A 24,826-nucleotide genomic window follows, 5' to 3' on the forward strand; every position below is an offset into this window, starting at 1 on the left:
ATGAGCAGCATCACGCCCGCCGACGTGGAGGTCGGCGCCAAGGGCGACGGAGGATCGCCACGGCAGCCGGGCCGGGTGTCGCTCGGCGGACTGTCGCTCAACCTGCGATCGAGCGGCATCTACATCGCCTTCGCGCTGATCGTCGCGCTGTTCTCGGTGCTGACCGACGGAGCCCTGCTCACGCCGCAGAACATCTCGAACATCATCGTCCAGAACTCCTACGTGCTGATCCTCGCGATCGGGATGATCCTCGTCATCATCGCCGGGCACATCGACCTGTCCGTCGGCTCGGTGGTCGCCGTCACGGGCGGGCTGGCCGCGGTGCTCATGGTCAACATGAGCGTGCCGTGGCCGCTGGCCCTGCTCATCACGCTGGTGGCCGGAGCCCTCATCGGGGCGTGGCAGGGCTACTGGATCGCCTACTTCGGCATCCCGGCGTTCATCGTGACGCTGGCCGGCATGCTGCTGTTCCGGGCGCTGACGCTGACCGTGCTCGGCAACCAGGGCATCGGCCCGTTCCCCGACCAGGTCCGCACGCTCGCCAACGGCTTCACCAGCGGCTATCTCGGCAACATCGGCCTCGGCCCGCTCGACGGCGCCGACCTGTTCAGCCTGCTGGTCGGCCTCTTCGCCGTCGCCGGCATGGTCGCCGCCCAGTGGCGCTCGCGCACCGCCCGCCAGGGGTACGGGCAGGCGGTCGACCCGATGGCGCTGTTCGTGGTGAAGATGGCGGCCGGCGCCGCGCTGATCCTCTTCCTCGTGGTGCAACTGGCCCGGTTCAACAACCTCCCGTGGGTGCTGGTCCTGCTGGCCGTGCTCGTGCTGGCGTACTCGCTGATGGCCGGCAGGACCGTGTTCGGCCGGCAGATCTACGCGATCGGCGGCAACCTCCAGGCGGCGGTCATGTCCGGCGTACGCGTCAAGTCGGTGGTCTTCTGGATCTTCGTGAACATGGGCGTGCTGTCGGCCATCGCCGGCATCATCTTCGCCGGCCGGCTCAACCAGGCGGGCCCCACGGCGGGCAACGCCTTCGAGCTGGACGCCATCGCGGCGGCGTTCATCGGGGGTGCGGCCGTCCAGGGCGGCGTCGGTAAGATCGTCGGCGCGATCACCGGCGGCCTGATCATGGCTGTCATCAACAACGGCATGTCCCTGATCGGCTCGCCGAGCGAGCGGGTCATGCTCGTCAAGGGCGCCGTCCTCCTCGCCGCGGTGGCCTTCGACGTGTGGACCAAGCGCAGGGCGGGCGCCGCGCGCTAGCAGCGACCTGCCCGGCCGAGTGAAAGGAGAGACCGTGACGACCCCCAAGCGCCGTCTGCCGGTCATGGCTGACGTGGCCAAAGAGGCGGGCGTCTCGCACCAGACGGTCTCCCGGGTGCTCAACGACCACCCGAACGTCCGGGCCGACACCCGCGCCCGGGTGGAGGAGGCGATCACCCGGCTGGGCTACCGGCGCAACCTGGTCGCCCGCGCCCTGGTCACCAAGCGGTCGAGGACGCTCGGCGTGGTGAGCTTCGACACCACGCTGTACGGCCCGGCCAGCACGATCTACGGCATCGAGCAGGCGGCCAGGAGCGCCGGCTACTTCGTCAGCATCGTCAGCCTGAAGTCGATCGACGCGGCCGGCGTCCGCGACGCCATCGACTACCTCGCCGAGCAGGGTGTCGACGGCGTGGTGGTGGTCGCCCCGCAGCGCTCGGCCGCGCGTGCCCTGGAGAACCTGCCGTCCGGCATGCCGGCCGTGGCGGTCGAGGGCACGCACAGCGCGGACGTCTCCGTGGTGTGCATCGACCAGATCGAGGGCGCCAGGCTCGCCACGCGCCACCTGCTCCAGCTGGGCCACGAGACCGTGTGGCACGTCAGCGGCCCGTCCGACTGGCTGGAGACCGAGGGCCGGATGCAGGGCTGGCGCGCCGTGCTCGAGGAGGCCGGCCGGGACGTGCCCGAGCCGCTGGCCGGCGACTGGAGCCCGCGCGCCGGCTACGAGGCGGGCAAGAGCCTGGCGCGGATGGGCGGCGTCACCGCCGTCTTCGCGGCCAACGACCAGATGGCGCTCGGCGTGCTGCGCGCCCTCAGTGAGGCGGGGGTGCGCGTCCCCGACCAGATCAGCGTGGTGGGCTTCGACGACATCCCCGAGTCGGCGTTCTTCTCGCCGCCGCTCACCACGGTCAGGCAGGACTTCGACGTGGTGGGCAGGCACTGCATCGAGGTGCTGCTCAGGCAGATCGACGGGCAGGCCGGCGGGCCGATCGGCGGGTCCATCGACGGGAGGCCCGCCGCGTACGAGCGCCTGGTCGTGCGGCCCGCCTTCGTCGTCAGGTCCAGCACCGCCCCAACTCGGTAGATGATGGGGATGCCCCCGGATAACCCCTGGAGTCCAATGTGAACGCTAACACCTACGTGGTCGGAGTGGACTTCGGCACCCTCTCAGGGCGTGCCGTCGTCGTTCGCGTGCACGACGGCGCCGAGCTGGGCAGCGCCGTTCACGAGTACGCCCATCGCGTCATCGAGACGGAACTGCCCGGCTCCGGCGTACGGCTCGGCCCCGACTGGGCGCTGCAGTCGCCGCAGGACTGGATCGACGTGCTCAGGACCGCCGTGCCCGAGGCGGTCGCCGCCGCGGGCGTCGCGCCCGAGCAGGTGATCGGCATCGGCACCGACTTCACCGCCTGCACCGTGCTGCCCGCCACCGCCGACGGCACGCCGCTGTGCTTCGAGACGCCCGGCGAGCCGCACGCCTGGCCCAAGCTCTGGAAGCACCACGCCGCGCAACCCCACGCCGACCGGATCAACGACCTGGCCGCGCGCCGGGGCGAGAGCTGGCTGCCCCGCTACGGCGGCAAGATCTCCTCCGAGTGGCAGCTCGCCAAGGGCCTGCAGGTCCTCGAAGAGGCCCCCGACGTGTACGCCAGAGCCGAGCGCTGGATCGAGGCCGCCGACTGGATCATCTGGCAGCTCACCGGCGTCGAGAGCCGCAACATCTGCACCGCCGGTTACAAGGGCGTCTTCCAGGACGGCCACTACCCGTCGGAGGAGTTCCTCGCCGCGCTCAACCCCGGATTCGCCGGGTTCGCCGCCAAGCTCGCCACCGGCCAGGTTGGCGACCAGATCGGAGATGGGGCCGGCGGCGTCACGCTCGCCCCGCTCGGCGGCCTCGCCGGCCGGCTGGCCGCGCGGGCCGCCGGATGGACCGGGCTGACCGAGGGCGTGGCCGTCGCCGTCGGCAACGTGGACGCCCACGTCACCGCCGCCGCCGCGGACGCCGTGCGGCCCGGCCAGATGGTGGCCATCATGGGCACCTCCACCTGCCACATCATGCCCAGCGACCAGCTCGCCGAGGTGCCCGGCATGTGCGGCGTCGTCCAGGACGGCATCGTGCCCGGCCTGTGGGGCTACGAGGCCGGGCAGTCCGCCGTCGGCGACATCTTCGCCTGGTTCGTCGACTCCTTCGGCGCGGACGGGCACGAGCAGCTCACGTCGCTGGCCGAGAAGCAGGCCGTGGGGCAGCACGGGCTGGTGGCGCTCGACTGGTTCGGCGGCAACCGCTCGGTCCTCGTGGACCACAACCTCTCCGGGGTGATCGTCGGCCAGACGCTGGCCACCAGGCCGGAGGACGTCTACCGCGCGCTCATCGAGGCCACCGCGTACGGCGCCCGCATGATCGTGGAGACGTTCGAGAAGGCCGGCGTGCCGGTCGAGGAGTTCGTCGTCGCCGGCGGCCTGCTGAAGAACCCCTTCCTCATGCAGGTCTACGCCGACGTGCTGCGCCGCCCCCTGTCGGCCATCGGCTCCGACCAGGGGCCCGCGCTCGGCTCGGCCATCCACGCCGCCGTCGCCGCCGGAGCCTACCCCTCGATCGGGGAGGCGGCCGCGGCCATGGGCAAGCGCACCGAGGCCGCGTACGTGCCCGACCAGGCCCGCGCCGACGCCTACGACCGGCTCTACGCCGAATACCGCAAGCTCCACGACTTCTTCGGAGACGGACACATGCTGCACACCCTGCGCACCATCAGGAACGAGGCCCACCCATGACCCGCGAGGGAGTGCCGTCGTCCGGAGGAGCGGCGGGAGCGCAGCGACCTGAGCGGGGGAGGGCGGCGGCGTCTGGGGACCGAGCCGGCGAACGGAGTGAGGCCATGAGCAGGACGGTGGCCGGCCTGCATGCCGAGTTGGTCCGCTACGGGCTGGTCGTCTGGACAGCCGGCAACGTCTCGGGGCGGATCCCCGGCGAGGACCTGTTCGTCATCAAGCCGTCCGGCGTCTCCTACGACGAGCTGACCGCGGAGAACATGGTCGTGTGCGACCTCGACGGCAATCTCGTCGAAGGCGCGCACTCGCCGTCCAGCGACACCGCCGCGCACGCGTACGTCTACCGCAACATGCCCGACGTGGGCGGCGTCGTGCACACCCACTCCACCTACGCCTCGGCGTGGGCCGCCCGCGGCGAGGCCATCCCCTGCGTGCTGACCGCGATGGCCGACGAGTTCGGCGGCGAGATCCCGCTGGGCCCGTTCGCCCTGATCGGCGACGACTCCATCGGCCAGGGCATCGTGGAGACGCTCAAGGGCCACCGTTCGAAGGCCGTGCTCATGCAGAACCACGGGGTGTTCAGCATCGGCAAGGATCCCAAGGCCGCCGTGAAGGCGGCGGTGATGTGCGAGGACGTGGCCCGCACCGTCCACGTGGCCAGGCAGCTCGGCGAGCCGCTGCCCATTCCGCAGGACGACATCGACCGCCTCTATGACCGCTACCAGAACGTCTACGGACAGAGGAGCCCGCGTTGAACATCTGGTTTCTGACCGGCAGCCAGGGACTTTACGGCGACGACACGCTGCGCCAGGTGGCCGAGCAGTCCCGGCGGATCGCCGAGCAGCTGCCCATGCCGGTGGAGTGGAAGCCCGTGCTCACGGACGCGGCGGCGATCCGGCGCATCATGCTCGAGGCCAACGCCGACGACTCGTGCGGGGGCGTGATCGCGTGGATGCACACGTTCTCGCCGGCCAAGATGTGGATCACCGGGCTCGACGCGCTGCGCAAGCCGCTGCTGCACCTGCACACGCAGGCCAACGTGGAGCTGCCGTGGAGCTCCATCGACATGGATTTCATGAACCTGAACCAGGCCGCCCACGGCGACCGCGAGTTCGGCCACGTGCAGACGCGCCTGGGCGTCCCGCGCAAGACCGTGGCCGGGCACGTCAGCGACCCGGCCGTGGCCGGGCGCATCCTCACCTGGGTCCGCGCCGCCCGCGGCCTGGCCGAGGTGCGCACGCTGAAGCTGGCGCGCTTCGGCGACAACATGCGCGACGTGGCCGTCACCGAGGGCGACAAGGTCGAGGCGCAGCTGCGCTTCGGCGTGTCCGTCAACACCTACGGCGTCAACGACCTGGTCGAGGCCGTGGACGCCGCCGCCGACGCCGACGTGACGGCGCTGGTCAAGGAGTACGCCGAGCAGTACACCGTCGCCCCCGAGCTGCTCGGAGAGCGGCACGAGTCGCTGCGTTACGCGGCCAGGATCGAGCTGGGCCTGCGCGGCTTCCTCGAAACCGGCGGCTTCAGGGCGTTCACCACCAACTTCGAGGACCTCGGCGGCCTGCGCCAGCTGCCCGGCCTGGCCGTGCAGCGGCTGATGGCCGACGGTTACGGCTTCGGCGGCGAGGGCGACTGGAAGACGTCGGTGCTGCTGCGCACCCTCAAGGCCATGGCGCCCGGAGGCACCTCGTTCATGGAGGACTACACCTACCATCTGACGCCCGGCCAGGAGCTCATCCTGGGCGCGCACATGCTGGAGGTCTGCCCGTCCATCGCCGCCGGCACCCCGTCCTGCGAGATCCACCCGCTGAGCATCGGCGGCAGGCAGGACCCGGTCAGGCTCGTCTTCGACGCCGAGCCCGGCCCCGGCATCGTGGTCGGCCTGGCGGACATGGGTGACAGGTTCCGGCTGGTGGCCAACGAGATCGACGTCGTGGCCCCGCCCGAGCCGCTGCCCAAGCTGCCCGTGGCCCGCGCGGTGTGGCGCCCTCACCCCGACCTGCGCACGTCCACGGAGTCGTGGCTCGCCGCGGGCGCGCCCCACCACACGGTGTTGTCCACGGCCGTCGGCCGGGACGAGCTGACCGATCTGGCCGACATGCTCGGCGTCGAGCTCGTGATCATCGATGCCGGGACGACCACCGAGCGGTTCGCCAGGGAGCTGCGCTGGAACCAGGCGTACTACCGCCTGGCCCAGGGCTTCTGACCGGCCGGCGGGCGGCGGCCTCCTCGGCGCCGCCGCCCGCCGGGGCGGGGCGAACCCCGGCAGGATCGACAGAGGACGACTGTGGCAAGGTGAGGGCCGTGACGCTGACCAACTGGGCGGGCAACACCGCATTCCGCGCTCGAGACGTGCACCATCCCACCTCCCTCGACGAGCTCCAGCGGCTCGTCGCCGCCAGCGACCGGGTGCGGGCGCTGGGCAGCGCTCATTCCTTCAACGAGGTCGCCGACGCCACCGGCGACCTCGTGGTCCTCGACCGCATGCCCGAGGCCGTGGAGATCGACAGCGCGGCGGCCCAGGCCAGGGTTCCGGCGCGCATGACGTACGCGCGGCTCGCGCCCGTGCTGCACCAGGCCGGGTTCGCGCTGGCGAACATGGCCTCGCTGCCGCACATCTCGGTCGCGGGCTCCGTCGCGACCGGCACCCACGGCTCGGGGGAGGGCATCCCCAGCCTGGCCGCCGCCGTGTCCTCGCTCGACCTCGTCACCGCCGACGGCACGGTGCTGACGCTCTCCCGCGGCGACGCCGGCTTCCCCGGCGCGGTGGTGGCGCTCGGCGCGCTCGGCGTCGTCACGTCGCTGACGCTCGACCTCGTGCCCGCCTTCGAGCTGCGCCAGTACGTCCGCGAAGGGCTGCACGCGGACGCGCTCGGCGACTTCGACGAGATCATGGCGAGCGGCTACAGCGTCAGCCTCTTCACCGACTGGCGCGACACCCGCGTCTGGCTGAAGCGCGCCGACGAGCTGACCAGCCCCGACTGGTACGCCACCCGCCCGGCTGACGGCCCCCGCCACCCGCTGCCGTCCATGCCGGCCGACAACTGCACGACCCAGCTCGGAGTGCCCGGCCCGTGGCACGACCGGCTGCCGCACTTCCGCGCCGACCACGAGCCGAGCGGCGCCGGCGACGAGCTGCAGTCGGAGCTGCTGCTTCCCAGGGAACACGCGGTCAAGGCGCTGCGCGAGCTGTTCGCGATCGGCGACCGGATCCGGCCCGTCCTGCACATCTCGGAGGTGCGCACGGTCGCCGCCGACGACCTGTGGCTCAGCCCGTTCCACGGCCGTGACAGCGTGGGCATCCACTTCACCTGGGTGCGCGACGTCGCCGCGGTGCTGCCGGTGTTGAAGCTGGTCGAGGAGACGCTGGCGCCGTTCGAGCCGCGGCCCCACTGGGGCAAGTTGTTCACCGCGTGGCCGTCCTGCCCGGACGGCTTCCGCTCGCTGGTGGGGCGGCTCGACCCGCAGGGCAAGTTCGCCAACGACTTCACCCGGATACTGCTGCGGGAGTAGGAAGCCGCCAGGGCTTGCGCCCCCTGATGTAGCGGATCACGGGTCCGGGGGACGATGCGCCGGGCACGGGCGTCCTCGATCGTTGGACCATGAACCATCTCCCGTTCCGCTTCGGCGCGGTCGCCGGACAAGCGCCCGACGCCGCCTCGTGGACCGGCCTGGCCCGCCGGGCGGAGCGCCTGGGCTTCGCCACGCTGCTGGTGCCCGACACGATCGCCACGCTCTCTCCCTTCACCGCCGCCGCCGTCGCCGCCACGGCCACGACGACCCTGCGCGTTGGCACGTACGTCGTGAGCGCCCCGTACCGGACGCCGGAGGCCGTCGCGTGGGAGACCGCGACCCTGCACACGCTCACCGGCGGCCGGTTCGAGCTGGGTCTCGGGGCCGGCCGGCCGGGCGCCGAGCAGGACGCGGCCGCGCTCGGCGTCAGGTTCGGCACGCCGGGCCAGCGCATCGAGCGGATCTCCAGGACCATCGACGCGGTCAAGAACGTGCGCGTCCTGGTGGCCGCGGCCGGGACGAAGCTGCTCAGGCTGGCCGCCAGGAAGGCCGACACGGTCGCGATCGGCGTGCCGCCGCACCACCCGGAGGAGCAGGTGGCGGCGAAGCTGGACGAGCTGTACGAGCTGGCCGGCGACCGCTACGACGACCTGGAGCTCAGCATGAACCTCGCGGTCGCCGGCGGCGAGCCGCCCGGCCGGCTGCTCGGCCGTTTCGGCCGCACCGGCAGCGGGATCCTCACCGGCACGGTCGACGAGATGGCCGACGTCCTGCGGCGCCGCCGCGACAGGCTCGGCATCTCGTACGTGACGGTGAACGCCCAGTGCATGGACGCCTTCGCGCCCGTGGTCGAAAGGCTCGCCGGTACCTGACGGGACCTGGCAGGTATGTGCGGCACGCTGAGCCCATGACCGCATCGAGGGCACCCTGCACGGGCGCTCGGGCCCGGTTCACCGGAGGCGGAGGCGGCGGGGCGGGGTGTGGATGTCGAAGTGCAGATGGGGCTGGGCCAGGACCGAGTGGGGACGTGTGCCGGCGGTGATCAGGCCGAGGCGTTCGAAGACCGGGAACCTCGCCGAGGTGGCGGAGAGGTGGCGGGGCCGCATGACCGGGTGCCAGATGCTGTAGGCGCCGATCCTCCCGTCCCTGCGCAGATACCAGCCCTGGGTGGGGTGGGTCAGGCGCTCCAGCCAGTCGGACTCTCCATCGAAGCCGTCGAGCGTGGCGGGCGGCTCCGGTGACTCGGCGGCCTCGCAGTGGGCGCCTCCCGCCTCCAGCCGCCAGCGGGCGGGGGCGGCGACCCAGTCGGCCTCGATGCGGATGCGATCGCGGCGCCACGGCATGCCCCACACGTGCTGCGGGACGGCGACCACCGGGTGGTCGAGGCTGGTGCCGAAGAACCAGACGCCCGGCTTGCCGTACGCGGTGACGTAGGTGCGGTAGTTGATCTGCCCGCAGCTGATGGCGGCCGGCGGCAGGAAGCGGAAGTGGAAGTCGCGGTCGCGGAAGGCCACGGCCGAGACGAGGGCGCCGGGGCCGCCGGCGAAGGCCGTCTTCATCGGTTCGAAGCCGTCAGGCAGATGCCGCGCCAGCGCGTCGGCGTCCACGGAATAGCTGATGATCGCGAAGTCGTCGAGCTCGGTCTGCGCGTGGTGCCAGCGCGGGCGCGGCCGGGGCGTGCCGGTGAAGCTCATGCCCCGAAGAATACGATCATCGGTTGCCGGACCGCGAGAAGCCGGGACATCCCGCCGATTTTCTCAAGAAGCGGCGCAGGCGAACGGAGATCCGGCCCTGCGATCTGGTCTCGCGGGGGCGTCGGGAGGCGGCGGCGACGGCGACGTGGCCGCCCCGGCATGCGAACACCTCGGCCAGCTCGGGATGCTCGCCGCCGAGGTGCGGGAAGAGCCGGCGGTCCTCCTCCGCGTGGTGGAGGTGGAGCGCGTCGCGGAACGCCAGGCAGTGCGTACGCAGGTCCGATCCGCCCGGCGGCCGGCGGAGGTCCGCCAGGTCGCGCCGGAAGCCGCTTGGCGGGCTCGACGCTCTCGGTCAGAGCGTTGTGGTACCCGGAGCAGATCATCGACGCGGCCATGAGCGCGGGGCTGACGATCGAGCAGGCCGTGGACGCCTACCGGATCATCTGGCACTACACCGCGGGCGAGATCGCCGCGCGGGCGGCGGCGGGCAGGAGGCGCGAAGATGGGAACATGACGTACAGGGACCGCGTGTTCGCCGAGCTGGACGCTCGGGAGTTCCCGCGGCTCGGCGAGGTGGGGGGGAGGTGGGCCGAGCTGACCGCGCGTGACACGTACGAGCAGGGGGTGCGCGCGCTGGTGAGAGGGCTCCTGCACGGAAACGGTGGCCGCCCGGGCGCGGTCCGTGAGACGGTCGGGTTTGATGATCAACTGGAGTGAGGCGGGGCAGCAACGATCGGCGCCGTGGCGCACGGCGCTGGGAGCGCCGCCGCCGGCGCGCGTGGTGGTCGCCGACGACCGCATGAAGGCCGACACCGCCTACCGGCTGGCCTGCGAGGGCACCGCGCTGCTGTGGCAGGGCGACTTCCAGAACGCCCGGCAGCTCCTGCGCGCCATGGGCCGCCGCTGCAAGCCGGCCGCGCCCGGCAGCGGCTTCCACCGCTACCGCCAGGCGCAGTCCCAGCGGGCCCGCACGCTCGGCATGGTGCTCATCCCGTACGCCGCCGGCCACGTGGTGCCACTGCGCCGGGCGCCCGACGTGCGGGAGGCGTGCACCGAGGCGTACGGCGCAGACGCCTTTCCCGCGGTCGGCCAGCTGCGCGAGCTGCTCGGCGTGATCGGCGCCCACGAATGGCGCAAGAAGGGCGTGTACGTTCCGGCGCTCGGCGCACGCATCCACCCCCATCACGGCGTCTTCTCCCCGATCAGGGGCGAATATGTCGATCTCATTGCCGAGGCGCCGCTGCCCGGCGACCGGCTGGCGTTCGACGTCGGCACGGGCACGGGCGTGCTGGCGGCCGTGCTGGCCAGGCGCGGCGTCCGCCGCGTCGTCGCCACCGACCTCGACGAGCGGGCCGTCGCGTGCGCCGCCGCGAACATCGCCCGGCTGGGCCTGGCCGAGCAGGTGGAGATCGTGCGCACCGACCTGTTCCCGCCCGGACGCGCCCCGCTCGTCGTCTGCAACCCGCCGTGGTTGCCCGCCAAGCCGGTTTCCCCGCTCGACCACGCCGTCTACGACCCCGGCGGGCGGATGGTGCGCGGGTTCCTCGACGGCCTGGCCGGGCATCTGGAGCCGGCGGGCGAGGGCTGGCTCGTCCTGTCCGACCTCGCCGAGCACCTGGGCCTGCGCACGCGCGCCGCCCTGCTGGCCTGGATCGAGGAGGCGGGTCTGCGCGTGGTGGGCCGCATGGACGTCGCGCCGCGGCACGACCGCCCGATGGACGAGGACGACCCGCTGCACGCGGCCCGCGCCGCCGAGGTGACCTCTTTGTGGCGGCTGACCCCGCTGACCTGAAGGAGGCGGCGGGAGCGGGCCGGCATGTTAGCCAGGGCTGTTCAGCGGCAGGAGATATCCATGCATATTTCGGGGGTACAGACCGTTTTCCCTGATCACCGCTATGAGCAGGCGGAGATCACCGAGGCGTTCTCCCGGCTGACGGAGTGCGATGAGGAGCTGCTGCGGCGCTTCCACGCCGCGACCGGTGTGGAGGGCCGCAATCTCGCGCTCGCGCTGGCCGACTATCCCAAGCTCGACTCCTTCTCCCGCGCGAACGACGCGTACGTCGAGGCCGCCCTCGATCTCGGCGAGCAGGCGATGCGGGCCGCACTGAAGAAGGCCGACCTGCGCCCTGAGAAGATCGACCACCTGCTGTTCTGCTCGACCACCGGCCTGGCCACCCCTTCGCTCGACGCGAAGCTGGCCCAGCGGGCGGGCCTGCGGCCGGACGTCAAGCGGACGCCGGTGTTCGGGCTCGGCTGCGCGGCGGGCGCGTCCGGCCTGTCCCGCCTGTACGACTACCTGCGCGGCTGGCCCGACCACGTCGCGATGCTGGTGTGCGTGGAGTTGTGCTCGCTGACGATCCAGCGCGACGACACCTCGATCGCGAACCTGGTCGCGAGCGGCCTCTTCGGCGACGGAGCGGCGGCCGTCGTGGCGACGGGGCGCGGGCAGGGCCCCGAGGTCGTCGCCACCCGCAGCAGGCTCTATCCCGGCACCGAGCACCTCATGGGCTGGACGGTCGGCGACCACGGTTTCCGGATCGTGCTGGACCCCGAGCTGACGGGGTTCGTCGAGCAGGTGCTGGCCGCCGACATCAAGGCCTTCCTCGCCGACTACGGCCTGACCCCCGAGCAGGTCGCCACCTGGGTCTGCCACCCGGGCGGTCCGAGGGTCATCGACAAGATCGTGCAAACGCTCGGCCTGCCGCCCAGGGCGCTCGACGTGACGTGGCGTTCGTTGCGCGAGCACGGCAACCTGTCGTCGGTGTCGGTGCTCCACGTCCTCCAGGAGACTCGCGGCCGGCCCGGCACGCCCGCCGTGCTCATGGCGCTGGGCCCGGGGTTCTCCGCCGAGCTGCTCCTGCTGCACTGGTGATCGCGTATCCGCTGCCGATCGCCTGGTCGTGGTGCGCGGGCGCGCTCCAGCAGGGCCTTGCCGAGGGCCGGGCGGACTAGGATGAATGTTCGATATCGTGGTCCGTCTGGCGGCCGATCGCCTGCCCCTGTCCTGCCCCGCAGGAGTTCGACTTCTCCTCCGCCCGCAAGGCGGGGGTTTCTGGAGGTATCCGATGAACGAGACGCTGACCATGCTGCGTGGCGCGGCCGAGCGCACGTCGAAGCTGGTCACCGAGATCGGCGAGGACGAGTTCGCGCTCCCCACGCCCTGCGCCGACTACGACGTGAAAGCGCTGATCAACCACCTGGAGTGGGTCGCCACCCTGTTCGAGTCGCTGGCACAGGACGGCGAGTTCCCCCCGCAGAAGGAGCACACCGGTGACTTCCCCGAGCGGGTCGAGCGCATGCTGGCCGTCTGGGAGCGACCGGAGTCGTGGGAGGGCGTCAGCCAGGGCATGGGCCTGCCGAAGAGCGCCCTGGCCACCATGGTGCTGACCGACCTGGTGGCCCACGGGTGGGATCTCGCCCGCGCGACGGGCAGGACCTATGAGGTGGAGGAGGAGACGGCGGCCGCGCTGCTGGGCTTCTCCCGGCAGATGGCGCCGACGGGCCGCGAGCGCGGTGTGTTCGGTGAGGAGGTGCCGGTGCCGGAGAGCGCGCCCGCGTTCGACCGTCTCCTCGGAGTCATCGGGCGGGATCCGGCCTGGAAACCGTGATCCGCTCCAGCCCTTCGGGCTCCTTGCCGGGATAGAGGCCGGTGAGCAGGGTGCTGACGGTGTAGAGGTGCCAGGCCTGGGCCGGTTTCCTGACCACGGGGTCGGCGAAGAGCGCGCGCACCTCGTCGGGGTTCACGACGGAGGTCAGGGCGTCCAGGTTGCCGAGGACCTGCGTGCGCAGGATGTCCGTCAGTGCGGGTCCGGGGCTGGTGCGCCAGCTCCACCCGCCGCCGGTCTTCGCGGTGGGCATGTGCCCGGCGGGCAGGCGGGACCAGGGCCACCGCTTGGTCATCCCCTCCGCGAACCGCCACGGTTTCCCCTCGATCGGCACATCGCGCAGCTGAGGGGCGAATCGCAGGATGAGGTCATAGATCACTTCTTCGGACAGGCGCCAGTTCTGGTCCAGGCTCAGCGCCGCGCCCACCACCCGGTTGTCCAGGAACGGCCGCACCGGGTCGCCGCGCCGCAGCGACCCCGCGCGGGCACTGGCCTGCCAGCGGCCCACCTTGTACCAGATGTAGATGTGGTCGAGGGCCTCCAGCCGGTCGGGCCGGGCCAGCCACGGCCTGGCCAGCTCGCGCGCGTGCTCGTTGGCCTCCGCCGTGAACATCTTCTCGTCCTTGGCGAAGGTGGTGGTGATGCGCCGCTGCAGCGCCCTGTCGCCGAGGTCGGTCTGGAGCAGGTTCAGGCTGCCCGCGCGCAGCGTCTCCCCGCTCTGCCCTGACATGGTGGGCCTGCCGGAATACGGCAGATAGCTGACGATCGACTCGTACGCCGAGGTCATGCCCTCGCACGTGCGCAGCGTCTCCCAGGCCCGGCTCAGCGGGTGCTCCACCAGCACGGCGTCCTTCTGGGCGGTCTGCTGGGGGGCGATGACGGTGTGCTCGACCTTCAGCCGGGCCGCGATCTGCCGCGCGATGATCACGTCGGGGTGGGTGTCGAGCCCGTTCGTCGTCACCCGGAACGGCACCCGCGCCGCGTGCAGCAGCGCCGCAAGGATCCGGGTGTCGCGCCCGCCGGTCAGCGCCAGGTTGACCGGCTCGGCCAGGTCACGCAGCGGTGCGACGGTGGCCAGCAGCGCCTCCGCCAGCTCGCCGATCGGCGCCCGCTTGCCCCGCGCCGACGCGGGCGCCGGCGCCGCCTCCGGCAGCGGGGTCTCGGCGATGGTGCGCCGCCCGTCCCGGACGTCGAGCCGCGCGTTCGGCCGCAGCGCCGTCACCCCCTTGTACGGCGTCTCGTCCGACAGGAAGAACCCCTGCCTGATCATGGACTGCAGGGCGAGCACGTCGTGTTCGATCCGGTCGACCGGCTGGGCGGCCAGGTGCACGAGCAGGGCGCGGCTGCCGACGACGTGCAGGTCGGGCGTCTCGGCGTAGAAGACGGGGCACACCCGGTTGACGGCGGTGCTCGCGGTCAGCTCGCCGTCGCGGGCGATCCACGCGGAGAAGCAGCCGCCCACGCCGTCGCCGGGCAGCCTGGTCACGTCGGCCGGATCGGCCAGGTGGCCGTTCAGCCCGATGACCCGGCCGTCGTGCTCGGAGATCAGCGTCGGCTGCCGCGTGTCGTCGGGTTCGTTCGTCCACGCGAGCAGCGACACGCCTCTGCCGTGCCATTCCCGTGCGCGGATGACGTCGGCGGGCACCGGAAAGGCCGTTTCGACAACGGTCCGGACCCTGCTCAGGACATCAGTGGAAATGTCATGTCGCTTCGCGGCCAGAGCCAGATACACGCGCACGGCGTCATGCCTACCTCAAATGCACCATTTGTCACAACTGATCACGCGACGGTCGCGGTTTGCGCTCGCTTACGTCACCGGCCCGGCCACTGCCTGATCGGGTTCCGTCGTACGGGACGGAGGTGGAAGTGATGAAGTTTCGTCCCTTGGTGGTCGGCGTAGGACTGGTGACCGTACTGACGCTCGCCGCCTGTGGAGGCCCAGGCGGTTCGGCGGACGGGGAACGGGCGGCGCAACCGGCGGGCGGCGCCGACCGGCGACCGGTCCCATCGGCGGCACAGACGGCGAACGCCGAGGAGGACGGCGACAAGGACACCGCCACGGCCCAGATCTCCACGTTCGCCCTGGACGTGGACACCGCGTCGTACGGCTACGCCCGCCGTACCCTCCAGGAGGGCCGCTGGCCCGCGCCCGCCGAGATCCGTCCCGAGGAGTGGGTCAACGCGTTCAGGCAGGACTACGCGCAGCCGTCAGGCGACGGCTTCACCGTGCACGTGGACGGAGCCAAGCTGCCGTCCCGCGACGAGGCGGTCATGCGCGTGGGCCTCCAGACGCGCGGCACCGACGCCGCGCAGCGGCGGCCCGCCAACCTCACGTTCGTCGTGGACGTGTCCGGCTCGATGGCCGAACCGGGCAGGCTCGACCTCGTCAAGTCGGCCCTGAACAAGCTGCTCGACCAGCTCGCGCCCGGCGACCAGGTGTCGATCGTGGCGTTCAGCGACGAGGCCACCGTGCTGGCCTCGATGACCCCGCTGACCGCCAGGGAGGAACTGCGCGGCGCCGTGGACGAGCTGGCCGTCGACGGCGGCACCAACCTGGAGAGCGGCCTGGTCGCCGGCTACGAGGAGGCGTCCAAGGCGTTCAGGACCGCCGCCACGAACCGGGTCATCCTGCTCTCCGACGGCCTGGCCAACCAGGGCAGCACCGAGTGGCGGGCCATCCTCGACCGGGTCGAGGAACACGCGGCCAAGCGGGTCACGCTGCTCACCGTCGGCGTCGGCAGGGACTACGGGGACGAGCTCATGGAGCAGCTCGCCGACAACGGCGACGGCATGGCCGTCTACGTCAGCTCCCAGGAGGAGGCCGACAAGATCTTCACCGCGCAGCTGCCCGCCACCATCGAGCTGCGGGCGCGCGACGCCAAGGCGCAGGTCGTGTTCAACCCGTCCGTGGTGGAGAGCTACCGGCTCGTCGGGTACGAGAACCGCGCGCTGGCCGCCGAGGAGTTCCGCGACGACACCCGCGACGGCGGCGAGATCGGACCTGGCCACTCCGTCACGGCGCTGTACGCGCTGCGGCTGAAGCCCGGCGCCAAGGGCCAGCTCGCCCAGGCCACCGTGCGCTGGCAGGACCCCGACACCAGGGCCGCGTCCGAGGAGAGCGCGTCGTTGCGGGCGAACGACCTGGCCGGGTCCGTGTGGGAAGAGGCGCCGGTCCGGCTCCAGGTGGACGTGGTCGTCGCCGCGTTCGCCGGCTACCTGCGGGACAAGAAGGCGTTCGGCCTGGACCTGTCCACGCTCGGGGAGCACGCCTCCCGGCTGGCCACCGACTCCGAGGACCCGATGGTGGCGGAGCTCGCCACGCTCATCGAGAAGGCCAGGTCGGTCGGCTGACCACCCGGGGCCGGTTCGGCGTCACGGGCGCGCGCCGAGCCGGCCCTGTTCTGCCGGATGTATGCGTGCTTGGGGGGTCGGGAAGTCGGCTACACTCGTACTCGCGACAAGGGGCTATGGCGCAGTTGGTAGCGCGCCTCCATGGCATGGAGGAGGTCTGGGGTTCGAATCCCCATAGCTCCACCCACATCGTCTCAGGTGTCCCCGTCGGCGCAACGGTCGGCGTTGATAGTGTCCGGCTCGAACTTCTGCCTGATGATGTCGTCGGTCATGTGAGGGCTGCCGGGCGCCAGTCTCAGATATTCATTGATGAGCTGGCCTCGCAGGTCGGCGAGCCAGTCGTTGCTCCTGACATAGGTGTCGATGGCGCTCACCAAGCGCCGGCACGCTTCGCCGTGGTCTTTGTGCAGCGCTATCGAGATGTGCTGCTGCCTTCCCATCGACAGGTCGGGCACCCGGAAAAAGGACTTCCCCGTGTCCTTGCTGACGTTCTTATCCTGGGTGGTGAATCCCATGAGGATGATCCGGTCGGTGCTGTAGGCGTAGGAATCCCCGTTCCGCACCCTTTCGATGCAGGCTTCCGGGGTCGAGACGGAGGTGGGATGCAGGCGGGCGGAGCTCTGCAGCATTTTCATTGTTTCGTCGGCCGTGCTCCCCTCCACCGTGCATATGTCCTTGCCGGCGAGGTCCTTGACCTGGTCGACCGGCTCGGCGTCGGCAAGGGTCAACAGCGCGATGTCCGTCCGCAGATAGGAGCGGGCAAGCCGGAACTTGGCCGCCCTGAGGTCGTTGTCGGAGATCATCCCCATCACCATGTGAACTTTCCTGTTGCTCAGCGCGGTCTCCCAGTTGCTCGTCCACACGGGAGTGGGTGCCGACTCCTGGACGCCCGCGTGCTTGAGTATCTTGTTCCGGGCCTGTGCCTCGAAGCCCACCGGAAGGTGGCTGTTCACCGGAGACAGACCTGGGTACAGTTTGACGCCCACCGAGACGATGTCGGCGTCCAGGGGCGAAGGAGGCGCCGCAGACCCGCAGGCGGTCACGAGAAGAAGCGCCGCCGCGAGGATGCCGACACTCCGTGAGGGCTTACCGGACTTCATCTGGACCTCACCGGTGGAGTGTGACGTTTTTCGTGGTGATGGATATTAAGCAGTTCTGTGTGGAGATCAGCTTCATTGTCACGGTGACCCGGCTCATGTTCTCGTCCACCTCGAACTCGGCGAAATTCCCATTGCCGAAGTCCTCCTTCTTCTCGTTCGGCTGACGGCCGTCCATCAGAACATCGACCCGGTTGTGCGGGCAGGACCCCAATTCCTCCGCGGGGTCGGTGTACGACACGGGGACACGAAGCGAGGTGTATCCGGGTTCGAAGCGAACCTCCGCCACGGCCGTGCCGCCGGCCTCAACGGGGTTGGGGGACCAGCTCACAGCCACGGCATGGCCCTGCGCGCCGGCCACCGCCTGGGCGATTCCGTGGGCCGTCAGGCCCGCCAGAGCCGGGGTGACGACAGTGAAGATCACGATGGCCAGGGTCGCGGGGGGCGGATCCAGCAACGGTTTACGAATAATGAGCAGCACGGCGGCGGCCAGTGCGGCGTATCCGACGAACAGAGCGGCCAGGTCCAGATCCAGCCAGTCCGGGCCGGCCGCTATGCCGAGGACAACCGCAAGGAGATGAACCACTCCGACGATGAAGGCATCTTCTCGCTTTACGCCACTCTTGGCGGGTGGGTAAGCGTCCATGCAGAGATGCTAAGTCCTGATCTCTTCTGCTGCGCGGGTTGCGCGGAGTTTGGTGATGCAGAAAAGAGCGGGTTTATGTGCAATTTCGGTGCACACATATGGTCCGGGTGGTGAACGGCCCAGACGTCACCGGGAACCGTTCACCGCCGGCTCATGACCGTCGGAAAGCCCCTGCACCCCGGCGGCCGGACCTGTCACGGGCCCGCCCCGCTCACGCCAGGGCAGGGCGTATACCAGCGCGGCGATGACGGCGAGCGACGAGAACACCCACACCCGCTGGGCCGTACCCCATTCCATGCCCGTCAGGAAGTAGATCAGGTGCAGGTAGCCGACCGTCACCCACAGGCTCGTGAGCGTGATGGCGCCCCAGGTTCCGCGCGGCGGCCGCACGAGGAGATAGGGCAGCGGCCAGAGCAGATACTGGGCGCCCAGGCGGTAGGTCACGATGAGGAAGACCAGGAGCAGGGCGAGGGTCAGCACCTCAGGCTCGGCCCGCCGCCACCACCAGAGCGCGGCCAGGAGCGCGGCGGCCAGGATGACCAGGCCGACCCGGCCGAAGGTCTGCGAGACGATCTGCTCGCCGCCGGTCGCCACGGCCGTCCAGCCCCAGTCGCCGACCACCGGGCGGGTCGACATGATGGCGCGCACCAGGGCGGGCAGCTCGGTGACCGCGGTGTCGAGGAAGACCGTGCTGCTGGCCAGCATGGCGAGGGGCGCCACCGCGGTCCAGACGAGCACCGTGACCCGCCGGCGCAGCCCGGGCACCGCCAGCACCACGCCCGGCACCAGCAGCAGCGACCAGTGGGTGCACGACACCGACAGGCCGATGAGCAGCCCCGCGAGCTGGACGCGGCCCCTGCGGGCGGCCAGGAGCGCGGCCACGCCGAACAGCAGCGTGATCGGCGGGAACTGCCCGTGCAGCCCGCTCACCAGGACGCCGACGGGCAGGCACGCGTACTGGAAGCCGCGCAGCGCACCGCGCTCGGCGGCGAGCCTGCTGATGAGGGGGATGAGTGCGAGGTCGGCGGCGACCGGCACGATCCGGCCGGCGACGGCCCACGACAGGCCCAGCGTCTCTCCCAGCTCCTGCTGCCCGGCCAGCACGTAGGCGAGCAGGGGCAGGAAATGCCAGCCCCCCTCACGCAGGTGCATCGTCGGGTTGACCCCGTCGAGCACCGCGTTGGCGGCGTCGCGGAAGTCGTGCTCGAAGTCGTAGGGCTGCACGGCCGTGTGGGGAGCCAGCAGCATGGTGAGCACGCGCAGCACCGCTCCGGCGCAGAGCGCCGCCCACAACGGCGGCGCCCAGCCCTTGCGCTGGGCGAGCACCGCCAGAGCGAAACCGACGGCCAACGGCGGCCCCAACATCACTTCGGGGGTCACCGGCACTCCATGGGGTTGCTCCGATCTCGGCTGTCACGATCAGGATGAGGAAAACCGTAGCCTAGGTTACGTGCGCGACGGCTCCGTGTGACGCGTCTGAACACCCCGAACGTGGGCAGCCGGATTGAGCGAATCTACAGCTTGCGCCGGTAGGGTCTCCAGAACGTCAAGCGAAAGGAGCGGCGAATGTCGGAGTTCGCCGGAGCTCGTGTGCTGGTCACGGGAGGGTCAGGCTTCATCGGCAGGCGCCTGGTCGCGGCTCTGCTCGCAGAAGGTGCCGAGGTCGTGGTGGCCGATCTGAACGCCCATCCCGACCCCGCGGTGCGATCTGTGGTGGGAGATCTGCGCGACCCTGCGGTCCGCGGTGAGGCCGTGTCCGCGGGGCTCGACGGCGTCGTGCACCTCGCGGCGGTCACGTCGGTGTTGCGCTCGGTCGAGGACCCCGCCGGAACCTATGAGGTGAATGTCGCGGCGACCGCGGGGCTGCTCGAACTCGCCCGCGAGCGCGAGGTGCCCAGATTCACCTTCGCGTCCACCAACGCCGTGACGGGCGACGTGGGCAGCGCGCCCATCACCGAATGGCTGGCGCTGCGCCCCCTCACCCCCTACGGCGCGACCAAGGCCGCGGCCGAGATGTTGCTGAGCGCCTACTCCGGCGTTTACGGCATGCAGACCTGCGCGCTGCGTTTCGCCAACGTCTACGGCCAGGGGATGCGGCACAAGGACAGCTTCGTGCCCCGGCTGATGCGCGCCGCCGCCGACAACACCGGCGTCCAGGTCTATGGCGACGGCACCCAGCTGCGCGACTACGTCCACGTGGACGACATCGTCCAGGCCGTCCAGGTGGCCTGGCACACGGGCCACAACGGCCCTCTGGTGGTCGGCTCGGGTCGCTCGGTGAGCGTGAACGAGCTGATCGAGGCGGCCCGCGCGGTCACCGGGGCGCCGATCCCGGTCGAGCACGTCGCCGCCAAGCAAGGAGAGATGCCGGCGGTCGTGCTCGACACGTCGCTGGCCAAGACACTCGGGTACGAACCGCGGCACGATCTGACCACCGGCCTGCCGACCGTGTGGCCGGACTTCGTGCCGGGTGGTGTGGAGGGCCTGGCATGACCGCCGATCACATGGCGAAGACCGACGCGCGGATCGACGCCGCCGCGATGGCGGAGTTCACCGCCGAGCACGGCGGCGACCTTCCTCCCATCGCGATCGTGATCGCCGCCTACAACGAAGAACGCGGCATCGGCGACGTGGTCAGCGCGATCCCGGCCGTCATCGCCGGGCACGAGACGGCGACCGTCGTGGTCGTCGACGGCGCATCCGACGACACGGCGGCCGTGGCCCGCAAGGCGGGCGCGCTGGTCTGTGACGTCCCCGTCAACCGCGGGCAGGGCGCGGCCCTGCGGCTCGGCTACCGCATCGCCAGGGCGGGCGGCGCCCGTTACATCGTGACCACCGACGCCGACGGGCAGTACGACCCGGCCGACATCGAGCGCATCCTGTCTCCCGTGCTGAGGGGGGAGGCCGACTTCGTCACCGGCTCGCGGGTGCTGGGGCGCCAGGAGACCTACGACCGCGTGCGCCGCCTGGGCGTGCACGTCTTCGCAAGGATGATCAGCCTGCTGACCGGGCAGCGCATCACCGACACCTCCTTCGGCATGCGCGCGATGCGCGCCGAGGTCACCGGGGCCGTCACGCTGAAGCAGCCTCAGTACCAGTCGTCCGAGCTGCTCATCGGCGTCATCTCGCGGGGTTACAAGGTGCTGGAGGTGCCGGCGACGATGCGGTTGCGGGTCGCCGGCACGACCAAGAAGGGCGGCAACCTGGTCTACGGCTACCGCTATTTGCGCGTGGTGCTGGGCACCTGGCTCCGGGAGCGCCGCGGCACCGCGCCGTCAGGGGCCTCAGCGCCGTCCGCGTCCGCCTCGCCTTCTTCGTCCGCCTCGCCGGCGGAGCCCGCTCGGGGGTCGGCGAAGACGAAGTAGTGGAAGAAGCAGAACTTCGCCAGGAACAGGACGCCGTAGACCCCGAGGAAGACCGCGCCCACGAACAGCACGCGTGCTCCGTCTGTGGCGAACAGCCGGGGCCCCACATCGTGGGCGACCCCGGTCGCCCAGGTGGTGAGCAGCAGCCCCGTCACCGACGTCAGCCAGAACGGCAGCAACTCGCGCAGCACCCTGGGGCGCCCCCTGCGCCGCCACGCCCACCGGCGGGCGAGCACGTAGTTGGTCACCGCGCCCAGGGCCCAGGCGGCCACCGCGGCCGCCTGGGCTCCCAGCAGCTCCTGACCGTAGGCCACCAGCAGCGTCACCTCGCTCACCACGGCCGCGACGACGGAGCCGAGCGTGTAGCGCGTGAAGATGCGTGGCAGCGCGCCACGGAGGAAGCGGCGGAGGTCAATCACGGCCGGTGCGCTCCCCGTCGTGCGGCACGCGGAGCACGCCGAGCACCGACTGGCCGAAGGGGATCGGCAGCACCCGGTCGAGCACCCGGGTGACCGGCACGATGACCTTGTCGTAGAGGCCGACGGCGCCCGCCTTGGGCGAGCCCGCCTTGCCCATGCGCACCGCGGCCCACCAGGCGAGCCCGCCCAGCAGGTTGACCGGCCTGGCCAGCGTCACGCCCAGCCCGGCGCGGCGGGCCGCGTCGCGCAGGGTGGCGGGCGTGTAGCGGCGGAAGTGGCCGACCTTGCGGTCGAACTCGCCGTACAGGCTCATGTAGGCGGGCACCCAGAGCACGATCGTGCCGCCGGGCGCGACCGACCCGGCCAGCCGGGTGAGGATCGCGGCGTCGTCCTCGAAGTGCTCGAGCACGTTGATGGCGATCACCGTCTCGACCGGCCGTTCCAGCTGCGCGCCGGAGGAGAGGTCGAACTGCATGGCCTCGACCTCGGCGGAGCCGGCGAAACGCTCTTTCAGCAGCGCCACCGCGTCGGGGTCGACGTCGGTGACGACCAGCCGGTCGAGGCCCGTGAACTGCGCGGCGAACTCGCCCAGCCCGGCGCCGACCTCCAGCACGCTGCGCCCGCAATGGGGGGCGATCAGGTCGTACTGGTAGCGGCGGTAACGGGGCTTGTCGGGGCCGCCGTCCTCGCGCTCCGCCGTACGGCCGGTGGCGCGGGCGAAGGCTCCCTCGTCAGCGCTCACTGGTCCGCTCCGCCCCCGGGCTGCGCCAGTTGACGACCGGCATGAGCGCTTCCTCGCGGACCCGGTCGACATGGCGCTTGGCCACGTCGAACAGCGACGTGATGAGCGTGTCGGACAGCAGGTGCGGAACCAGGCCGAGCTCCACCAGGCCCGTGTGGGTCACCTTGTAGTAGTGCTCCTCCTTCTCGACGCGGGGGTTGTCGAGGTTGTCGATGGTCACCTCGCCGGGGAAGGACTCGGAGATCGTGGCGGCGATGTCTCTGACCGACATGGACTCGGTCATCTGGTTGAACACCCGGAACTCGCCGCGATCGGCGGGGTTCTCGCAGGCGAGCTGGATGCAGCGGACCGTGTCGCGGATGTCGATGATGCCGCGGGTCTGGGTGCCGGAGCCGTAGACCGTCAGGGGGTGGCCGAGCACCGCCTGGATGACGAACCGGTTGAGCACGGTGCCGAAGACGGCGTCGTAGTCGAACCGGGTGGCCAACCGGTCGTCGAGCGTGGTCTCGGGCGTCTCCTGGCCGTAGACCACGCCCTGGTTGAGGTCGGTGGCGCGCAGGCCCCAGATGCGGCAGGCGAACTCCATGTTGTGGCTGTCGTGCACCTTGGACAGGTGGTAGAACGAGCCGGGCCGCTTGGGGTAGAGCACACGGTCCTTGCGGCCCTTGTGCTCCAGGTCCAGCCAGCCCTCCTCGATGTCGATGTTGGGCGTGCCGTATTCGCCCATCGTGCCGAGCTTGACCAGGTGGATCTCCGGGTCGATCTCGGCGATCGCGTAGAGCAGGTTGAGCGTGCCGACGACGTTGTTGGTCTGCGTGTAGACCGCGTGCTTGCGGTCGATCATCGAGTAGGGGGCGGCCCGCTGCTCGGCGAAGTGGACCACGGCGTCGGGGCGGAAGTCGCGGATCATGGCGTACGTGAAGTCGGCGTCGGTGAGGTCGCCGATGAACATGTCGATGGTCTTGCCGGTCCGCTCCTGCCACGCCGTGACGCGGGTGTGCAGCGACTCGATCGGAACGAGGCTGTCCACGCCGAGCTCCAGGTCGTACTGACGACGTACGAAGTTGTCGGCGACCGCCACCTCGTGACCGCATTGCGACAGGTGGAGAGCCGTCGGCCATCCGAGGTATCCGTCGCCGCCGAGGACCAAGATCCGCATAAATCCATCCTGACTTGTTGTAGACGCATCCGCATCCCGCGGCCCTGCGTCGGTGTGTCGCCTACGGGGTGTCCGCAGCTTGCAGCTAACCAGCCTTACCACACGCTAAACGGGTTCTCATTAATTGAGCATGACTTCTCAGGCTGACTTTGATGGTCCGACGATGTTACGTGTTCTGCGCACCGTACCGGGTTCTGGAGGGACGTTGTGCTGAAGGCGGGGAGCCGGCTCCTAGGCTTATCGAACACGAGTTCGTATAATGGCCTCCATGGATCTCACCCCCGAAGAACTGCCCGAGCTCTGGAGGCCGCCCATGGAGCACGCCGCGACGATCCGTGCTGGTGAGAGGCGCTATTTGCTGGCCTGGGGTGACGACGCCAGGGGTGCGCGCTGGGGGTTCCTGCTGGAGCCCCCGCAGTCGCGCGGGCGCAGGGCCCGATGGGTGCACTGGGGCGAGATCCGTCCGGTCGCGGGCGAGGACTACAGTGCGGTCCCCGTCACGGATCCGCTGTTGTGAGACTCGTCTCTCCTTGAATTGTGCGTGAACCGAAAATTTGCGCATTCCGCACATTTGTCTAAGCTGCTCTCATGAGCGGGTTGAGGGAGCGGAAAAAGCGTGCCACACGTGAGGCGCTGATGGCGGCCGCGCTCCGGCTCGCGCTGGAGCGCGGCCTGGAGGGCGTTCGCGTCGACGACATCGCCGCCGAGGCCGGCGTCTCGCCCCGGACGTTCAACAACTACTTCGCCGGCAAGCACGAAGCGATCGCCGCCCGCCACACCGACCGGATCGAGCGGTCGGTGGCGGTGCTGCGCGCGCGGCCGCCCGGAGAGCCCCTGTGGGAGGCGCTGACGGAGGCCATGGTCGAGCCGTGGGAGCAGCACGCGGGCGACGCGCACTCGCCGCCGCCTCCGGAGTTGCTGGCGAGCATCCGGGTGTTGTCCGGGGAGCCCGCGCTGCGGGCCGAGTCGCTGCGGGTGGCCTTCGCCGCCGACGGCGCCCTGGCCGCGGCCATCGCCGAGCGCACCGGCACCGACGGCTCCCGTGACCTCTACCCCCACCTCGTCGCCGGCGCCGCGACCGCGGCCGTCCAGGCGGCAGTCGGCCACTGGCTGCGCGCCGACCCGCCGATCCCGCTCGCACCCCTGCTGCGCGACGCCCTCCGCGCGCTGGCGACCGGGCTTCCCGACCCGTCCACCTGAGGAGCC

The 24,826-nt window shown here is 70.8% G+C and carries 23 protein-coding genes, 1 tRNA gene and 1 pseudogene; 17 read left to right on the forward strand and 8 right to left on the reverse strand.

What is annotated here, in order from left to right; all coding sequences use genetic code 11:
* From mmsB to ABGB14_RS46495, 7 genes are all read left to right on the forward strand, one after another.
* Nucleotides 1-1,260, forward strand: coding sequence for a multiple monosaccharide ABC transporter permease (mmsB, locus tag ABGB14_RS46465; protein ID WP_347650291.1), 1,260 nt, complete (start codon nucleotides 1-3; stop codon nucleotides 1,258-1,260).
* A 34-nt stretch (nucleotides 1,261-1,294) separates the two neighbouring features.
* Nucleotides 1,295-2,344: a LacI family DNA-binding transcriptional regulator gene (locus ABGB14_RS46470; protein WP_347650292.1), complete on the forward strand. Its 1,050-nt coding sequence runs from the start codon at nucleotides 1,295-1,297 to the stop codon at nucleotides 2,342-2,344.
* A gap of 56 nt (nucleotides 2,345-2,400) precedes the next feature.
* The gene (araB, locus tag ABGB14_RS46475) at nucleotides 2,401-4,032 is read left to right on the forward strand and encodes a ribulokinase (protein ID WP_347650324.1); all 1,632 of its coding nucleotides are present in this window, start codon (nucleotides 2,401-2,403) and stop codon (nucleotides 4,030-4,032) included.
* A 104-nt stretch (nucleotides 4,033-4,136) separates the two neighbouring features.
* Nucleotides 4,137-4,784: an L-ribulose-5-phosphate 4-epimerase gene (locus ABGB14_RS46480; RefSeq protein ID WP_347650293.1), complete on the forward strand. Its 648-nt coding sequence runs from the start codon at nucleotides 4,137-4,139 to the stop codon at nucleotides 4,782-4,784.
* A complete protein-coding gene (gene araA, locus ABGB14_RS46485; RefSeq protein WP_347650294.1) occupies nucleotides 4,781-6,235 on the forward strand; it encodes an L-arabinose isomerase in 1,455 nt (484 codons plus the stop codon). Before ABGB14_RS46480 ends, araA begins: the two co-directional genes overlap by 4 nt.
* A 98-nt stretch (nucleotides 6,236-6,333) precedes the next feature.
* Nucleotides 6,334-7,542, forward strand: a complete 1,209-nt coding sequence (locus tag ABGB14_RS46490) for an FAD-binding protein (protein WP_347650295.1) — start codon at nucleotides 6,334-6,336, stop codon at nucleotides 7,540-7,542.
* An 89-nt stretch (nucleotides 7,543-7,631) separates the two neighbouring features.
* Complete coding sequence (locus ABGB14_RS46495; RefSeq protein ID WP_347650296.1) at nucleotides 7,632-8,414, forward strand: LLM class flavin-dependent oxidoreductase; 783 nt, start codon at nucleotides 7,632-7,634, stop codon at nucleotides 8,412-8,414.
* Between the two features lie 78 nt (nucleotides 8,415-8,492).
* On the opposite strand, the gene ABGB14_RS46500 is transcribed toward ABGB14_RS46495, so the two are convergent.
* Nucleotides 8,493-9,236, reverse strand: coding sequence for a DUF2071 domain-containing protein (locus ABGB14_RS46500; protein ID WP_347650297.1), 744 nt, complete (start codon nucleotides 9,234-9,236; stop codon nucleotides 8,493-8,495).
* Between the two features lie 330 nt (nucleotides 9,237-9,566).
* Here ABGB14_RS46500 and ABGB14_RS46505 point away from each other — a divergent pair, with 330 nt between their 5' ends.
* The 4 genes from ABGB14_RS46505 to ABGB14_RS46520 all read left to right on the forward strand — a co-directional run bounded on the left by ABGB14_RS46505 (nucleotide 9,567) and on the right by ABGB14_RS46520 (nucleotide 12,844).
* Nucleotides 9,567-9,953 carry a TetR/AcrR family transcriptional regulator C-terminal domain-containing protein gene (locus ABGB14_RS46505; RefSeq protein WP_347650298.1) on the forward strand — a complete coding sequence of 129 codons (387 nt, stop codon included), beginning with the start codon at nucleotides 9,567-9,569 and terminating at the stop codon, nucleotides 9,951-9,953.
* Nucleotides 9,937-11,028, forward strand: a complete 1,092-nt coding sequence (locus ABGB14_RS46510) for a 50S ribosomal protein L11 methyltransferase (RefSeq protein WP_347650299.1) — start codon at nucleotides 9,937-9,939, stop codon at nucleotides 11,026-11,028. The genes ABGB14_RS46505 and ABGB14_RS46510 overlap by 17 nt, the downstream gene beginning before the upstream one ends.
* 24 nt (nucleotides 11,029-11,052) lie before the next feature.
* Nucleotides 11,053-12,108 carry a 3-oxoacyl-[acyl-carrier-protein] synthase III C-terminal domain-containing protein gene (locus ABGB14_RS46515; RefSeq protein ID WP_347650300.1) on the forward strand — a complete coding sequence of 352 codons (1,056 nt, stop codon included), beginning with the start codon at nucleotides 11,053-11,055 and terminating at the stop codon, nucleotides 12,106-12,108.
* A gap of 193 nt (nucleotides 12,109-12,301) precedes the next feature.
* Nucleotides 12,302-12,844: a TIGR03086 family metal-binding protein gene (locus tag ABGB14_RS46520; RefSeq protein WP_347650301.1), complete on the forward strand. Its 543-nt coding sequence runs from the start codon at nucleotides 12,302-12,304 to the stop codon at nucleotides 12,842-12,844.
* On the opposite strand, the gene ABGB14_RS46525 is transcribed toward ABGB14_RS46520, so the two are convergent.
* Nucleotides 12,813-14,486 (reverse strand): asparagine synthase-related protein, encoded by a 1,674-nt coding sequence (locus tag ABGB14_RS46525; RefSeq protein WP_347650302.1) that lies wholly within the window; start codon nucleotides 14,484-14,486, stop codon nucleotides 12,813-12,815. The two genes, ABGB14_RS46520 and ABGB14_RS46525, sit on opposite strands and share 32 nt — an antisense overlap.
* Nucleotides 14,487-14,710: 224 nt before the next feature.
* Here ABGB14_RS46525 and ABGB14_RS46530 point away from each other — a divergent pair, with 224 nt between their 5' ends.
* The gene (locus ABGB14_RS46530; RefSeq protein WP_347650303.1) at nucleotides 14,711-16,192 is read left to right on the forward strand and encodes a von Willebrand factor type A domain-containing protein; all 1,482 of its coding nucleotides are present in this window, start codon (nucleotides 14,711-14,713) and stop codon (nucleotides 16,190-16,192) included.
* A gap of 110 nt (nucleotides 16,193-16,302) precedes the next feature.
* A tRNA-Ala gene (locus tag ABGB14_RS46535) sits at nucleotides 16,303-16,375 on the forward strand.
* Between the two features lie 11 nt (nucleotides 16,376-16,386).
* Here ABGB14_RS46535 and ABGB14_RS46540 read toward each other — a convergent pair.
* The 3 genes from ABGB14_RS46540 to ABGB14_RS46550 form a co-directional block, all read right to left on the reverse strand.
* Nucleotides 16,387-17,292 carry a transporter substrate-binding domain-containing protein gene (locus tag ABGB14_RS46540; RefSeq protein ID WP_347650304.1) on the reverse strand — a complete coding sequence of 302 codons (906 nt, stop codon included), beginning with the start codon at nucleotides 17,290-17,292 and terminating at the stop codon, nucleotides 16,387-16,389.
* Nucleotides 17,293-17,299: 7 nt separating this feature from the next.
* Nucleotides 17,300-17,935 (reverse strand): hypothetical protein, encoded by a 636-nt coding sequence (locus ABGB14_RS46545; protein ID WP_347650305.1) that lies wholly within the window; start codon nucleotides 17,933-17,935, stop codon nucleotides 17,300-17,302.
* A gap of 126 nt (nucleotides 17,936-18,061) precedes the next feature.
* Entirely contained in the window at nucleotides 18,062-19,315 is a 1,254-nt protein-coding gene (locus tag ABGB14_RS46550; RefSeq protein WP_347650306.1) for a hypothetical protein, read from the reverse strand.
* 186 nt (nucleotides 19,316-19,501) lie between these two features.
* Between ABGB14_RS46550 and ABGB14_RS46555 the strand changes: the two genes are divergently transcribed.
* Nucleotides 19,502-20,428, forward strand: coding sequence for an NAD-dependent epimerase/dehydratase family protein (locus tag ABGB14_RS46555; protein WP_347650307.1), 927 nt, complete (start codon nucleotides 19,502-19,504; stop codon nucleotides 20,426-20,428).
* The gene (locus tag ABGB14_RS46560; RefSeq protein ID WP_347650308.1) at nucleotides 20,425-21,300 is read left to right on the forward strand and encodes a glycosyltransferase family 2 protein; all 876 of its coding nucleotides are present in this window, start codon (nucleotides 20,425-20,427) and stop codon (nucleotides 21,298-21,300) included. The genes ABGB14_RS46555 and ABGB14_RS46560 overlap by 4 nt, the downstream gene beginning before the upstream one ends.
* 47 nt (nucleotides 21,301-21,347) lie before the next feature.
* Here the strand turns inward: ABGB14_RS46560 and ABGB14_RS46565 are convergent.
* From ABGB14_RS46565 to ABGB14_RS46575, 3 genes and pseudogenes are all read right to left on the reverse strand, one after another.
* Nucleotides 21,348-21,719: pseudogene (locus ABGB14_RS46565) on the reverse strand (GtrA family protein); the annotation flags it as partial.
* Nucleotides 21,712-22,461, reverse strand: a complete 750-nt coding sequence (locus ABGB14_RS46570; RefSeq protein WP_347650309.1) for a methyltransferase domain-containing protein — start codon at nucleotides 22,459-22,461, stop codon at nucleotides 21,712-21,714. The pseudogene ABGB14_RS46565 and the gene ABGB14_RS46570, both read right to left, overlap by 8 nt.
* The gene (locus ABGB14_RS46575; RefSeq protein ID WP_347650310.1) at nucleotides 22,451-23,620 is read right to left on the reverse strand and encodes an NAD-dependent epimerase/dehydratase family protein; all 1,170 of its coding nucleotides are present in this window, start codon (nucleotides 23,618-23,620) and stop codon (nucleotides 22,451-22,453) included. The genes ABGB14_RS46570 and ABGB14_RS46575 overlap by 11 nt, the downstream gene beginning before the upstream one ends.
* A 268-nt stretch (nucleotides 23,621-23,888) precedes the next feature.
* On the opposite strand from ABGB14_RS46575, the gene ABGB14_RS46580 reads away from it, so the two are divergent.
* Together ABGB14_RS46580 and ABGB14_RS46585 are read left to right on the forward strand one after the other, a co-directional pair.
* Nucleotides 23,889-24,137, forward strand: a complete 249-nt coding sequence (locus ABGB14_RS46580; protein ID WP_347650311.1) for a hypothetical protein — start codon at nucleotides 23,889-23,891, stop codon at nucleotides 24,135-24,137.
* A 71-nt stretch (nucleotides 24,138-24,208) separates the two neighbouring features.
* The gene (locus ABGB14_RS46585) at nucleotides 24,209-24,820 is read left to right on the forward strand and encodes a TetR family transcriptional regulator (protein WP_347650312.1); all 612 of its coding nucleotides are present in this window, start codon (nucleotides 24,209-24,211) and stop codon (nucleotides 24,818-24,820) included.
* Nucleotides 24,821-24,826: the final 6 nt, after the last annotated feature.

Origin of the sequence: Nonomuraea sp. B10E15 (assembly GCF_039871615.1) — a bacterium.
Taxonomy (GTDB): Bacteria; Actinomycetota; Actinomycetes; order Streptosporangiales; family Streptosporangiaceae; genus Nonomuraea.

Bases quoted from the DNA above. Each gene is read 5' to 3' on its own strand.
- ABGB14_RS46540 (WP_347650304.1), bottom strand. From the start codon at position 17,292: ATGAAGTCCGGTAAGCCCTCACGGAGTGTCGGCATCCTCGCGGCGGCG.
- ABGB14_RS46480 (WP_347650293.1), top strand. From the start codon at position 4,137: ATGAGCAGGACGGTGGCCGGCCTGCATGCCGAGTTGGTCCGCTACGGG.
- ABGB14_RS46580 (WP_347650311.1), top strand. From the start codon at position 23,889: ATGGATCTCACCCCCGAAGAACTGCCCGAGCTCTGGAGGCCGCCCATG.
- ABGB14_RS46585 (WP_347650312.1), top strand. From the start codon at position 24,209: ATGAGCGGGTTGAGGGAGCGGAAAAAGCGTGCCACACGTGAGGCGCTG.
- ABGB14_RS46545 (WP_347650305.1), bottom strand. From the start codon at position 17,935: ATGGACGCTTACCCACCCGCCAAGAGTGGCGTAAAGCGAGAAGATGCC.
- ABGB14_RS46495 (WP_347650296.1), top strand. From the start codon at position 7,632: ATGAACCATCTCCCGTTCCGCTTCGGCGCGGTCGCCGGACAAGCGCCC.
- ABGB14_RS46515 (WP_347650300.1), top strand. From the start codon at position 11,053: ATGTTAGCCAGGGCTGTTCAGCGGCAGGAGATATCCATGCATATTTCG.
- ABGB14_RS46555 (WP_347650307.1), top strand. From the start codon at position 19,502: ATGTCGGAGTTCGCCGGAGCTCGTGTGCTGGTCACGGGAGGGTCAGGC.
- ABGB14_RS46575 (WP_347650310.1), bottom strand. From the start codon at position 23,620: ATGCGGATCTTGGTCCTCGGCGGCGACGGATACCTCGGATGGCCGACG.
- ABGB14_RS46500 (WP_347650297.1), bottom strand. From the start codon at position 9,236: ATGAGCTTCACCGGCACGCCCCGGCCGCGCCCGCGCTGGCACCACGCG.
- ABGB14_RS46510 (WP_347650299.1), top strand. From the start codon at position 9,937: ATGATCAACTGGAGTGAGGCGGGGCAGCAACGATCGGCGCCGTGGCGC.
- ABGB14_RS46520 (WP_347650301.1), top strand. From the start codon at position 12,302: ATGAACGAGACGCTGACCATGCTGCGTGGCGCGGCCGAGCGCACGTCG.
- ABGB14_RS46560 (WP_347650308.1), top strand. From the start codon at position 20,425: ATGACCGCCGATCACATGGCGAAGACCGACGCGCGGATCGACGCCGCC.
- mmsB (WP_347650291.1), top strand. From the start codon at position 1: ATGAGCAGCATCACGCCCGCCGACGTGGAGGTCGGCGCCAAGGGCGAC.
- ABGB14_RS46530 (WP_347650303.1), top strand. From the start codon at position 14,711: ATGAAGTTTCGTCCCTTGGTGGTCGGCGTAGGACTGGTGACCGTACTG.